This window comes from Fictibacillus terranigra, assembly GCF_030412265.1.
GTDB classification, from domain to species: domain Bacteria; phylum Bacillota; class Bacilli; order Bacillales; family Fictibacillaceae; genus Fictibacillus_C; species Fictibacillus_C terrinigri.
In genome coordinates, this window is the sequence record NZ_JAUHLN010000001.1 from 422,371 (window position 1) to 435,836 (window position 13,466).

A 13,466-nucleotide genomic window follows, 5' to 3' on the forward strand; every position below is an offset into this window, starting at 1 on the left:
GTATTGAACCTAGTTTTGATTAGCCTTCCAGTAAGTTTCTGACAGGGCCCTCAGTATGATCATAATGGGCGTTCGGTCTGTAATGTTATAGCCGTTTAGCTCTTCTCTTGGAGCGTAGCAATATAAGTGAAGATGAGCTAACCTATGCAGAGAGGTCTGTTTGAAATGGGTGAGGGAAATAATTTTCACATTTCTTTCTCGGGCAAGCGCCGCCATCTCAAGTACTTGCGGCGTCTCACCGGATAAACTGATCAAAAACAGAACATCGTCTGTTTCCATCCGATTAATTTCATGCATGGTCTCATGGCGATGTATTTCAAAATCTGCTTTCTTTCCTGATACCTTCAGATTTTTCACCATCATCTCGCAAAAGGGTGCTGTATCGCCAACGCCGAAAAAGAGCACTCTTTTTGCTTCCTGCAGCCATTTAATGACTTGAACGAGTTTTTCTGAATCAATCAGGTCAATGGTCTTTTTCAGATTCACATGGGGTCCGTTTTCTTGTACAGTTTCACTTTGTAATTCCTCTTTAAGGTTATTTTTCAGTTGGGAGTAGCCGTCATAACCCAGCTTTTTCGCAAAGCGAGTGATCGTATTGGGGACTGTGAACAGTTCGGCTGCTAATGCCTGTATGGATAAACTCACCACTTTGTTCTTATGATGTGAAATGTATTCTATGATTTGGTCGTCTGTGTCGCTTAGCTTGTATTCGTATTTATAAGCCCGTTCCTCAAAGCGCATGACGGATTCACCTGCCATCCTGACTTTTTATATCTCATTATATCAAACGCGATCAACTCTCAATTCCATTTGGTATAATGGAGAAAAATATATAAAACACCCGAGGTCGCCAATGAAAAAATATATACGTATTCTAATGGTGTTTCTGATTCTTTTTCTCGTATTGGCAGGCACCTATAAATTAATGAACGCCCGCAATTTCCAGCTGTTCAGCGGGTTGACAAGCCATGTGGAAACCAAGCAAAAAGTAGTTGCGATCACGTTTGATGACGGCCCGACAATGAATGTGGACAAGCTGCTGCCGATTCTCGAACGATACCACGCCAAAGGGACCTTTTTTCTGATCGGAAATGAACTTGAGAAGAATATGGCAGAAGGGAAGAGGATTGCAAAAGCCGGCCATCAGATCGGCAATCACACCTATTCCCACAAGCGGATGGTGCTCAAGTCACCGTCCTTTATCAAGCAGGAGCTGAAGAAAACAAATGCGCTGATCCGCCAGACAGGGTACGAGGGGACGATCGACTTCCGGCCGCCCAACGGCAAGAAACTGATCGGACTGCCTTATTACACGAACAAACTCAATATGGATACGATCACATGGAACCTTGAACCAGATACATACTATACGGCCGTCTCGGATAAAGTCCGTTATGTCACCAAAAATGTGAAACCGGGCTCGATCATACTGTTCCATCCGATGTACGACAGATCCGGCAATGAGCTGGAATCGATAGAGAAGACATTGGACGTGTTATCCAAAAAGGGCTATAAGTTCGTGACGGTGAACGAGCTCCAGAAGTACGGGTAAAAAGCAAAAGGCACAACCCGAGGGTTGTGCCTTTTGATATTTAGTCCATTTTTCGGCAAGGCTTGCTGTTTGGATTGGATAGAATACGATGTGCCTTTTCAATATCTGACACGGCCATATATAAGGTGTTGTCTTCTCCGATGTAGATGGAATTAATACATACTCTGCACCAGAGCAGATGGTAAATCGCACTAATCTGACCAGGTATGCCTGGTGTCAAAATAAATTGAATGATGGTTTTCTGCCTATAGCATACACTAAACTTTTTGAGGATCTTTTTCAGGTTCCAAAGATCCTCGCAGCTTTTATCTTCAGCACTTCCAGCGACCAGCCTCACTGTATTCAGGAAATTCCTGTTTCCCGCCGCACGTGTCTGTTCAAAAGCCGTAATGTTTCCGCCTAGGTCCTCAAGCTCTTTTAAAATACAAGCAATAGTTTCGTCACTGGCGACAAAAAGAAACTGTTCTCTTAATTTATAATTGAACATTCTGCTGTTCCCCCCTAGGATTCCTATAGTATATGCCGGCGTTCAGGACTTGTCCTAGGACAGAACAACCAAAAAAATCGGCCTCCGCGCGTGCGTGAGCCGATTTCTTAAAATCATTATACCTGTAATTCAAACTGTTTGGCGTACAGATGAGCATAGACACCATCTCGAGCAAGCAATGCCTCGTGTGTGCCTTCTTCCACAATGCCATCTTCAGTTAAGACGATGATCCGCTCTGCCTTGCGAATCGTGGACAGGCGATGGGCGATGACGATCGTTGTACGCCCTTTTGCTAAGTGTTCGAGTGAATCTTTAATGATGCTCTCACTCTCGTTATCCAGTGCGCTCGTAGCCTCATCTAATATGAGGACTGGCGGGTTTTTTAAGAACACACGCGCGATGCTCAATCGCTGTTTTTGGCCGCCGGAAAGCCTGACGCCGCGCTGCCCGATTTCGGAGTGATAGCCGTTGGGCAGGTTCATGATAAAGTCATGGGCATTGGCTCGCTTGGCTGCCGCCACAATTTCCTCGTCACTCGCCCCCGGTTTTCCATAGCGAATGTTATCCATCACTGTCCCCGAGAAAAGGTACACATCCTGCTGAACGATACCGATTTGATTTCGTAAGGACTTCAGGTCAATGTCACGGACATTCCACCCGTCTACAAGAACCTCACCCTCTGATACATCATAAAAGCGGGGGATGAGCGAGCATAGTGTCGTTTTTCCCGCACCCGACGGACCAACCAATGCGACGTATTCACCCGGGTGTACCCGCAGCGATAAATCGGCGAAGACAGGAGCGAAATCATCATCGTAACGGAAAGAAACATTCTTGAACGATATCTCGCCATTCACCCTATCAAGTTTCACGGCATCTCGCTTGCTCTCGATCGCCGGATTCACATTCATGATTTCCATAAAGCGCTGGAAGCCGGTTATTCCTTCTTGTAGCTGGGTGCTCATATGGGTCAGCTTTTGAATCGGTTCGACCATATAGCCGATGTACAGCAGAAACGTGATGAGATCCGCCAGATCCAGCTTGTGATGAACAATACTGGCACTGCCGAACACAATCACCGTGATTGTAATCAGCTGAATGAGCGTTTCAACACCATCGTAGTAGATGGCTTCCGCTTTGTACGTACTTTTTCGGCTTTCGAAGAACCGCTGATTTTCCTGATTAAACTTCCTGATTTCTGCCTGCTCATTGGCGAAAGATTGTACGACCCGGATTCCGGAAAGGCTGTCCTCGACCTGTGCGTTCACGTCTGCAATCCGCTCTTTGTTTCTTTTATATGCCCGGTTGAGCCATTTATTAAGAACGAGGGAAAAGACACCGATGATCGGCAAGAAACAGAAGACAGCGAGCGTTAATGGTGCATTGATCATGAACAGGATCACGAAGGCTCCGATAAAACGGACGAGATACTTCAGGTAGTCCTCGGGACCGTGATGGTACAGCTCGGAAAGCAGCAGCAGGTCATTCGTGATTCGGGACATGAGCTGGCCGGTCTTCTCCTTATCGTAAAAGCTGAAGGAGAGCTTTTGCATATGCGCGAACAGCTCGCTGCGCAAGTCTCGTTCCATCCTTCCGCCGACTTCATGGCCTTTGTAGTCCACTACGTAGTTACCGATATTCTGAATGGCGACTAAAATGAGCATCAATCCGCCAATCCAGCACACTTTGCCCAGTGCAATGGACAAGTCTCCTTCAAGAACATCTTTTGTAATGTACCGAACGAGCAGCGGAATGACCAGGGTGACAGCGGATGCGATAAACGCACACGCCAGCACCGAAAGAAACAAACGTAAATATGGTCTGTAATACGAGAGAAATTTTTTTATTGGAAAATGCATGTTTTACCCCTTTGTGTTATGAGCTAGGCACACATAAGGGGGTACACCGTTACCTTTAAGAACGTGTTCCACCCTCATATGCTTGGAGTGATTGAGTTCTCGTGTTTTTCATTTAAATTCCTCCTTGTTTATTGTTATTTCCATTGTAAGCGATTTCTCCTTAAAAGTGTGACTGCCTTTTTACAAAAAGTGATTCGAGATAAAATTTTTAACAGGAGGCTTCAGCATGAAAAGGGGAAATCACGTATGCAGCATTTTGGAGGACGATGGATACCCCCTGCTTTTTTCTTGTCGCCCGGCTCAATGTCATATATTCTGAAAATATAGTCAATATTACATAAGGGGTGCAGAAGGATGGAGATGAAAAATTTAGAGGATACGATGCTGGGCGCGCTTGGGATTGAAATTGTGGAACTGTCAGATGAAAAAGCAGTAGCTACTATGCCGGTCCACGCCGCGACCCATCAGCCGTTCGGCCTGCTTCACGGCGGAGCGTCTGTCGCTCTTGCGGAAACTATTGCAAGTGTTGGAACCTATCATTTTATTGACGAGGAAACGGAGATGGCGGTTGGCATGGAGATCAACGCGAACCACCTGCGCGGCAAGCGTGACGGGATTGTTACGGCCACAGCCATACCTCTCCATAAAGGCAGAACATCGATGATCTGGGATATCAAGATTACGGATGAGGAAGGAAAGCTCGTCTGTGTTTCCCGCTGCACGATGGCGATTATGGCAAAAAGATAAGGGGGGAGAGGGTGCCGCATTGCGATGTGACACCCTCTCGTATCGTAAAAGGCGGATTCTAGAGATACAGCCAGAGTTTTAAATCTAATTTTGTTATCATCCTTTTTCATTAGTGATGGGGATATCAGCAATTTTAGATAACTTTCGGCCCTGTAAAAGATGAGGGAATTACCAACTAAACCCTTATAACGAAAGGCCGTTATAAGGGTTTATCTAAGTGCTGACTAAAGTGTTAACCAAGATTGCGGGATTCTAAGTGATTAAGTTTGGGCTCAGCAGTTGCATAGCCAGCCGATTAACAGCACTAATAGGGGAGGATTAACACACATTCGCGTTCTCGCATTCAGTTCTGGACCGTTTGGCATTTCCTGCTCATGGTTTTATGCATTCTTACACTTCCTTAAGTGAAATCTTTCTTAATCTTGCTTTCTCATACCCAGTTTGTGTGCAAATGTGGCCAATCATGATGTTTGATCCGAATAAAAGTCGGAAAATTCCCAAAAATTATTGTACTTCAGCAGGGGGCGTTGTACAATAAACCACATCGAAAATGTTAACGTTAACATTTCCGGTTGCTCCTTAACGGCATTTCTCAAAATACCCAGAAGAAACCGTTTCTTTTATCCGAAAAATAGTAGCATTAACATTATTAAACAAGAAAGATGGTGAAATGATGGGAAAGTTTATGGACGAGGATTTTCTGCTTAAGAATGAGACAGCAAAGGTACTTTATCATGACTATGCAGGCAAGATGCCGATTATTGATTACCACTGCCATTTAAGTCCTAAGGAAATTTATGAAAATAAAACATTCAAGAATATTACGGATGTATGGTTATCTGGTGATCATTATAAATGGCGTGTCATGAGGGCAAATGGTATATCCGAAGAGTACATTACGGGGAGTGCTTCAGATTACGATAAGTTTATGGCGTGGGCCAAAACGGTTCCGATGACGATCGGGAATCCATTATACAACTGGACCCATTTGGAACTGCAGCGTTTCTTTGGAATCCATGACATTGTAAATGAAAAGAGTGCCCCGGAGATCTGGGAGCGGACAAACGCCCTGTTAAGCGGTGGAGGGTTTGGAGCAAGAGAACTCATCACCCGTTCTAATGTAAAGGTGATCTGCACAACGGATGATCCGACAGATACACTCGAGTACCATGCCCTTTTAAAAGAGACTAAAGATTTTCCGGTCAGCATTCTGCCCGGCTTTCGGCCGGATAAGGGGCTTGAGATCAACCGCGATACGTTCCTTCCGTGGGTCGAAAAGCTTGCAGAAGCGGCTGGACATACGATCGAATCCTACGGCGGTTTTCTGGAATCACTGGAATCGAGAGTTCACTATTTCCATTCACTTGGAGGAAGGGTTTCGGACCATGGAATAGATTCCATGATCTATGAAGAAACGACCAAAGCGGAAGTATCTGAAATCTTTAAAAGGCGATTGTCGGGAACAGAGGTGACCCATGAGGAGGAGAAGAAATACAAGACCTATACGCTGCAGTTCCTAGGGAAGCTGTACGCGGAATTGGATTGGGCGATGCAGTTCCATATTAATGTACTCCGAAACAATAACACGAAAATGTTTAAGCTGCTTGGTCCTGACACGGGCTATGATGCCATGAATGATGACGAAGTCGCGAAACCGCTCGTTCAGCTGCTGGATTCGCTGGACCGTGTCGGCAAACTGCCAAAAACCGTTCTCTATTCTCTGAACCCAAAGGACAACTATGTGATCGCCAGCATGATTAATAGTTTTCAGGATGGCATCACACCCGGAAAGATTCAGTATGGAACCGCCTGGTGGTTTAACGATACGAAGGATGGAATGCTGGATCAAATGAAAGCGCTGTCCAACGTTGGACTTTTCAGCCGGTTTATCGGGATGCTGACGGATTCCCGAAGTTTTCTATCGTATACGCGGCATGAGTATTTTAGAAGAATTGTCTGCAATCTGATTGGAGAATGGGTGGGAAATGGAGAGGTACCGGAAGATTTGGAGCTTTTGGGCTCCATCGTACAAGGGATTTCCTATGAAAATGCGAAGGAATATTTTCAGTTTCAAGACAAAGAGGCAGGCCGTCCTGCATCGGTGTGAAACCGTAAAAAGAAATGAGAATCTCTTGACTTAAAATCAAATAATAACAGGTCTCATATGGCTTTGGGCATCAAAAAGGATAACTCATTTTGAAAACGTGATCATCTACAGTTTGGGTATGGGGTACATCGTGATAGAATAGAAAAAACGGTTTTCCTAAGAGGATGCAAAAGGATGAAAAGACATGGTAACGATAAAAGACATCGCAAAATTGGCTAATGTTTCTCATACAACGGTTTCGAGAGCATTGAATAATAGCCCTTTAATTAAGGAACCGACAAAACGAAAAATACTTGAGATTGCCTCCCAGCTGAACTATACGCCAAATTACAATGCGAAAAACCTGGTCATGCAAAAATCCCATACGATTGGGCTGTTTTTTACGAGCATCAGCAACGGAACATCGCCGAGCTTTTTGGCAGACACAATCAAAGGCGTCAACAGTGTGATCAGCCAGGATTTTAACCTGTTCGTACGGGGAATCGACGACTATGATGATTTCACTTCCATCAATAACATGAGGTTCGACGGCATCATTCTAATGAGCCAGAGTGAGATCGACAATACGTTCATTTATCACGTCCTTCAAAAGAATATTCCGCTCGTTGTACTCAACCGCGAAATCCAGGGCCGAGACATCATCAACCTGCTGTCAGATGATCAAGAGGGTTCCCGTCAGGCGGTTGAATACCTGATCACCAATGGGCATAAAGATATCGCCATTATTGAAGGGAAGAAGGCTTTTAAATCTTCACAGGAACGGAAAGAAGGATACATGGCGGCTCTTATGCAATATAAGCTTCCGATACAAAAGGAATATATGGTAAAAGGCCATTATGACATGCAGAGCGGATACCGTGCGATGGAGGAGCTGATGGAACTGAAGCAGCCTCCTACTGCCGTGTTCTGTTCCAATGATGATATGGCGATCGGTGCCATGAATGCGGTGTTTGCCAAAGGATTAAAAGTTCCTGAAGATATTTCCATCATTGGGTTTGATGATATCGGTTTTGCGCAGTATACCACTCCAAGACTGACAACCGTTAAGCGTCCGGTAGAAAAAATCAGCATTAAAGGTGCGAAGCGTCTTCTTGCTGCCATCGGTGGCAGCAGTGCTGAGAGTGAAGTTCTTTACGAAAAAACATCATTGATCCTCAGAGATTCGGTAAAAAGCTATCGTTAGAAATTCGGAGATTTTCACATGATCCTCGAAGGCTGGAAAAAACCCGTTGGGCTTTTTGAGAAACATTATTGTTAACGTGTGCATTAAAGGGGGGTTTTTTGTTGAAAGGATTAAACCGAGCATTTTCCGATTATCCGGTCTACCCTGAGAGGGTGCTTCAGTTCGGGGAAGGCAATTTTCTAAGAGGCTTTGCCGACTGGCAGATCCAGATGCTGAATGAAAAGGCTGGCTTTAACGGCAGCGCTGTCGTGGTCCAGCCGAGGGGTTCTGGCAAAATTGAACGATTAAACCAGCAGGACGGCCTTTTTACGCTTTACTTACAGGGGATCAAGAACGGGCAGACGACGAGCGCGCATGTGGTGGTTCATTCGGTCAGCCGCGGTATTGATCTGGCTGCAGATTATGGGAAGTTTGTAAGACTGGCTGAAAAAGAAGAGCTTCGTTTCATCATTTCCAATGCGACAGAAGCCGGTATTGCGTTCGAAGAGGATGCGAGGCTGGAGGAGCGGCCACAAAAAGGATTTCCGGGAAGATTAACGGCTTTTTTGTACCACCGGTATCAGGCCTTTCAAGGGGATGTCAATAAAGGATGCGTCATTATCCCGTGTGAATTGATTGAGGATAATGGTCCGAAGCTGCAGCAGATCGTTCTGAAGTATGCGATGCATTGGAATCTGGAGGAGGCATTCATTGATTGGCTTCAATCGGCCAATACCTTTTGTTCGAGTTTGGTCGACCGAATTGTTCCCGGGTTTCCGAAGGACACGAGCGAAGAAAAGGAGGATGAGCTGGGCTACAGGGATGAGCTTATGGTCGTTTCCGAACCCTATTATCTCTGGGTGATCCAGGGACCGGAATGGCTTAAACAAGAGCTTCCTTTTGAAGAGGCAGGTTTGAACAGCTTTATTGTGGACGACTTGGCGAAATACCGTGAACGAAAAGTGCGTATTTTAAACGGCGCCCATACGGCCATGCTTCCTGTTTGCTATTTATATGGGCTGCGTACAGTGGGTGAATCTGTCAGCGGTGAGGTAACAGGCCCTTTTATCAAGGATCTGATCACAGAAGAAATTATTCTGGCGATGGATGATCCCCAGAATGAGATGAAAGTCTATGCGGAGGAAGTGATGGAGCGTTTCATGAATCCTTACATTCATCATTTCTTAAGAAGCCTGGCGATGAATGCGATCTCCAAATTCAAAGCACGGAATGTTCCCTCCGTACTGGACTTTGTAAAACGAAAGGGAAAGCTGCCTTCCCGCCATGTATTCGCGCTCAGCGCCCTTCTTTACTTCTATAAAGGAAAAAGGGAAGAACAGGAGATCCCGCTGGACGACAGTCCGGAAGTCTTAGAAGGATTCTGCAGTCTATGGAAAAGATTTGATGACAAAGAAATCACGATAGAAGAATTGGCTGGCGAGGTGTTGTCCAACGAACTGTGGTGGGGAACGAATCTTGCTGAAATACCTGATTTAACGGCAGCTGTTGCGTCTAACCTCACAGCCATTGAGGAACAGGGGATGAAGGCTGCTCTTCATGGATTAAACACTGCCATTTCAAGCAAAGGAGTTGTGAGATGAAGGATTACATGCAGATTCGAGAAATGATAACGTGATTCTTGCCCTCCGTGACCTGGGAAGGAAACGATGATGAAAGGAATCGTTTGTGAAGAGCCGCATTCTTTTAAGCTAAAAGACTATGAAATTCGAACTGTAATAAACAGAAATTTTAAAATTTATAGAAAACAAGTATTGCAATTGTAAGGGTTTTCATTTAGAATTCTACTAAACCGGTTTACCAAACCGATTTAGTAGAATTCTTATTTTGTAAAATACCCTCCCATGGATGATTAGAAAAAGAAAGGGGTATGAATTTGTCAACGAATTTTGGAATCTTAACGCTCGGTGATGCGATGATCACCTTAAATCCGGCAACTACAGGACCTTTACGGTTTGTTTCGGCTTTTGAACGAAAAGTAGGAGGGGCAGAACTGAACTTTGCCATCGGCTGTGCCAGACTGGGCCTTCGGTCAAAATGGATCAGCCGGCTTGGGAAAGATGAGTTTGGAAGAGCGATATATACTTTTGTGAAAGGCGAAGGAGTCGATATGACGGATGTTGCCATGGTAGAAGGGTATCCCACTTCTTTAAATGTGAAGGAAATCCGTGAAGACGGATCTGGGAAAACCTTTTACTACCGCCATCAATCACCTGTATTGACCCTAGAGCCAGAAGAAATAAAGGCTGAGATGTTTGAAGGCATTGATGTTGTCCATTTGACCGGTGTCTTTTTAGCGATCCACCGCAAAAATATGGATATTGTTCAAAAGGTGATCTCTATCGCTAAAGGAAAAGGAATCATCATTTCCTTTGATCCAAACATACGGCTGAAGATGTGGAGCATAGAAGAAGCAAGAACAGCGTATCATACGCTATTTCCAGATATTGATATTTTACTGACAGGAAGAGATGAGATTAAGAGCATCATCGGAAGTGATGAAGAGAAGGAATTAACCTCACTGGCAGAGCGGTACTCGATCGGTCAGCTTGTCATTAAGGATGGTGCTGATGGTTCAGCGCTTTACGCTGACGGGCAGTGGCTGCATAAGGAAGCCTTCCCGGTGAAACCTGTCGATACGGTCGGGGCAGGCGATGGATTTGATGCCGGGTACTTGTATTCGCTTCTTCACGGGTATGGACCCGAACAACGATTGGAATTCGCCAATGCTGTTGGAGCGCTAGTGACCACTGTGTCCGGTGATAATGAAGGGCTGCCGCTAATGGAGGAAGTTTTGTCTTTTATCAATAAAGAAGCAGTTGTTGAACGCTAGGAGGCTATTAGTTATGGGAACGGTTAAAATCTCGGCAGAAGAAGCTAAGGAACTGGTCATACAGAAGCTGATTTCGGCAGGCTTGAATGGGGATGATGCGGACAAGGTGGCAGAGGTGCTCGTCCATGCTGATCTGCGGAATGTAAATTCACATGGTGTACTTCGTACGGAACATTATATGAACCGGCTCAAGGCGGGCGGAATTAATCCGGAAGCAAAGCCGGTCTTTAAAGGGACAGGTCCTGTGACGGGAATCGTGGACGGCAAGGATGGATTCGGACACGTCATAGGCGATATCGCAATGGACCATGCGATCCAGATGGCGCAGGAAAATGGCGTCGGAATGGTGACGGCAGTCAACAGCAGTCATTGCGGAGCGTTAAGCTATTTCGTACAAAAGGCGGCCGATGCCAAGCTGATCGGTATTGCGATGAGCCACACCGATAAAATTGTGGTCCCTTTTGGGGGAAAGTCTTCGTTCTTGGGAACCAACCCGATTGCCTATGGAGTACCATCTAAATTGAAGAAGCCGTTTATCTTGGATATGGCAACTTCCAATGTGGCTTTCGGAAAGATTCTTCAGGCCCGGGAAGAAGGGAAAGAGATTCCTGAAGGATGGGGCGTGGACGAAAACGGCCGAGCCGTCACCGATCCGAACAAAGTCGTTTCGCTTTCTACATTCGGGGGGCCTAAAGGCTATGGGCTTTCCGTCATCGTTGATGTATTCTCCGGTCTGCTCGCTGGAGCAGCGTTTGGCCCTCACATTAACAGTATGTACGGCGACCTGGACAAAAAGCGAAAACTCGGCCATTACTTTTGTGCTATCAACCCTTCGTTCTTTACAGACAGGGACGTCTTCCTGGAGCAGATGGACAGAATGCTCGAAGAATTGCAGAACGCAGAGCCGGCTCCGGGATTCGAACGTGTATATGTGCCGGGAGAAATCGAACAGCTGCATGAGGAACGCAACCGGGTGGAAGGAATTACGATTGCAGAAAGTGTTTATGAATTTTTAAAAAGCAGGTGAGAAAAATGAAAGCGGTTAAAGTTAGGAAAGCATTTGACCTTGTGACCGAGGAAGTGGAGAAGCCATCTATCGTTAACGCGGATGATGTTCTTGTAAAAGTAAAGCGGGTCGGAATCTGCGGATCCGATCTGCACATCTATCATGGGACCAATCCGCTGGCCACTCTCCCAAGGGTGATCGGCCATGAAGTCACTGGAGAAGTAGAAGAGATCGGTCCAAACGTGCACCATCTCCGGGCTGGCGACCATGTTGTAGTAGAACCTATCCGTTATTGCGGCACATGTTATGCGTGCCGAAAGGGCCGTCCCAATGTTTGTTCCTCTCTTTCCGTTTTTGGGGTCCATGAGGATGGCGGTATGAGGGAATGGATTGTATTGCCGGAAAAACAGCTGCATGCGGTTGACGCAGCATTGCCATGGGAAGAGACCGTTATGGCAGAGCCCTACACGATCGGTGCCCAGGCGGTCTGGAGAGGCCAGGTTGAAAAAGGCGATACGGTTTTGATCCAGGGCGCAGGCCCGATCGGCATCTGTATTTTAAAGATGGCCAAACTGCTTGGGGCCGCTGTTTTGATCACTGATTTAAACGAAGAGCGATTGGCCTTCGCAAAGGAAAATGGCGCAGATCACGTTGTAAATCCACAAAAAGAGGATGTCATGCAGCAGGTGAAGGCTTGGACGGACGGTGAGGGTGCAAATGTCGTCATTGATGCCGTCTGTCTTCCATCGACCTTTGAACTTTCCATTGAAGCGGTATCCACGGCGGGGAATGTGGTCGTGCTCGGTTTTGATGAAAAAACGTCTGCGATCTCCCAGCTGCCTATTACAAAAAAAGAAGTAACCGTAACAGGATCCAGGCTGCAAACGTACCAGTTTCCTAAAGTAGTAGATTTATTGAACAAAGGAAAATTAACGCATGGCGGCCTGGTGACTCATTCATTTTCACTTGCAGATGTGCAGGATGCTTTCCGGTTTGTAGAAGAACACCCTGATCAGGTTCGAAAAGCGGTTATAACATTTGATTAAAGGAGGAGAGAAGATGCTTCCGAAATACTCGGTTTTACACAAGCTGCTGGAATCACGGGTTGTGGCTGTGATCCGCGGCAAGGACAGGCATGAAGCAGCAGAAGTGTCCAAAGCAGCCGTCGAAGGGGGAATTACAGCGATAGAGCTGACTTATACAACCCCTCAGGTGGAGGATGTATTCAAGGAATTGAGGCAACTGAACGTTCTCTTGGGCGCAGGCTCGGTCATGGATTCAGAAACGGCCCGCCATGCGATTCTAGCCGGAGCAAAATTCATCGTCAGTTCCCATTTTGTAAAAGAGATTGCCGCACTCTGCAACCGGTACAGTGTCCCTTATCTGCCGGGCTGTATGAACATCAGCGATATGGCAATCGCGCTTGAGGCCGGGTGTGATGTACTGAAGCTGTTCCCGGCAAATACCTTTGATCCTTCATTTATCCGTTCTGTCAACGGTCCTCTGCCGAACGTGCGAATTATGCCTACGGGAGGAATCTCTTTGAACAACATGAACGAATGGCTAGCAGCAGGAGCTGTTGCTGTCGGTGTCGGAAGTGATCTTACGAAAACCTATCAAAAGGGCGGTTATGAAGAAGCTGTCTCGTTAAGCAGAAAATATATGAATACTTTGAACCAATATTCGGAGGTGTAA

General features: G+C 46.0%; 12 protein-coding genes. 9 read left to right on the plus strand and 3 right to left on the minus strand.

All coding sequences use genetic code 11. The annotated features are described in order from the left end of the window. Window positions 1-9 precede the first annotated feature (9 nt). Window positions 10-741 carry a MurR/RpiR family transcriptional regulator gene (locus QYF49_RS02130; RefSeq protein WP_290397983.1) on the minus strand — a complete coding sequence of 244 codons (732 nt, stop codon included), beginning with the start codon at window positions 739-741 and terminating at the stop codon, window positions 10-12. A 112-nt stretch (window positions 742-853) separates the two neighbouring features. Here QYF49_RS02130 and QYF49_RS02135 point away from each other — a divergent pair, with 112 nt between their 5' ends. Then, window positions 854-1,552 (plus strand): polysaccharide deacetylase family protein, encoded by a 699-nt coding sequence (locus QYF49_RS02135; protein WP_290397984.1) that lies wholly within the window; start codon window positions 854-856, stop codon window positions 1,550-1,552. A gap of 40 nt (window positions 1,553-1,592) precedes the next feature. Here the strand turns inward: QYF49_RS02135 and QYF49_RS02140 are convergent, their stop codons facing one another. Together QYF49_RS02140 and QYF49_RS02145 are read right to left on the minus strand one after the other, a co-directional pair. Then, entirely contained in the window at window positions 1,593-2,039 is a 447-nt protein-coding gene (locus QYF49_RS02140; RefSeq protein ID WP_290397985.1) for a hypothetical protein, read from the minus strand. Between the two features lie 116 nt (window positions 2,040-2,155). Further along, entirely contained in the window at window positions 2,156-3,898 is a 1,743-nt protein-coding gene (locus QYF49_RS02145) for an ABC transporter ATP-binding protein (RefSeq protein WP_290397986.1), read from the minus strand. Window positions 3,899-4,252: 354 nt separating this feature from the next. Here QYF49_RS02145 and QYF49_RS02150 point away from each other — a divergent pair, with 354 nt between their 5' ends. From QYF49_RS02150 to QYF49_RS02185, 8 genes are all read left to right on the plus strand, one after another. Further along, window positions 4,253-4,645, plus strand: a complete 393-nt coding sequence (locus QYF49_RS02150; RefSeq protein WP_290397987.1) for a hotdog fold thioesterase — start codon at window positions 4,253-4,255, stop codon at window positions 4,643-4,645. A gap of 673 nt (window positions 4,646-5,318) precedes the next feature. Continuing rightward, window positions 5,319-6,752, plus strand: a complete 1,434-nt coding sequence (gene uxaC, locus QYF49_RS02155; protein WP_290399018.1) for a glucuronate isomerase — start codon at window positions 5,319-5,321, stop codon at window positions 6,750-6,752. A 184-nt stretch (window positions 6,753-6,936) separates the two neighbouring features. Further along, entirely contained in the window at window positions 6,937-7,935 is a 999-nt protein-coding gene (locus QYF49_RS02160; RefSeq protein WP_290397988.1) for a LacI family DNA-binding transcriptional regulator, read from the plus strand. A gap of 101 nt (window positions 7,936-8,036) precedes the next feature. Beyond that, on the plus strand, window positions 8,037-9,515 hold the full coding sequence (locus QYF49_RS02165) for a tagaturonate reductase (RefSeq protein ID WP_290397989.1): 1,479 nt from the start codon (window positions 8,037-8,039) through the stop codon (window positions 9,513-9,515). Between the two features lie 287 nt (window positions 9,516-9,802). Then, window positions 9,803-10,765 (plus strand): sugar kinase, encoded by a 963-nt coding sequence (locus QYF49_RS02170; protein ID WP_425589533.1) that lies wholly within the window; start codon window positions 9,803-9,805, stop codon window positions 10,763-10,765. A 13-nt stretch (window positions 10,766-10,778) separates the two neighbouring features. After that, complete coding sequence (gene allD / locus QYF49_RS02175; protein ID WP_290397991.1) at window positions 10,779-11,792, plus strand: ureidoglycolate dehydrogenase; 1,014 nt, start codon at window positions 10,779-10,781, stop codon at window positions 11,790-11,792. Window positions 11,793-11,797: 5 nt separating this feature from the next. After that, entirely contained in the window at window positions 11,798-12,817 is a 1,020-nt protein-coding gene (locus tag QYF49_RS02180) for a zinc-binding alcohol dehydrogenase family protein (RefSeq protein ID WP_290397992.1), read from the plus strand. 13 nt (window positions 12,818-12,830) lie between these two features. Then, window positions 12,831-13,466 (plus strand): bifunctional 2-keto-4-hydroxyglutarate aldolase/2-keto-3-deoxy-6-phosphogluconate aldolase, encoded by a 636-nt coding sequence (locus QYF49_RS02185; protein ID WP_290397993.1) that lies wholly within the window; start codon window positions 12,831-12,833, stop codon window positions 13,464-13,466.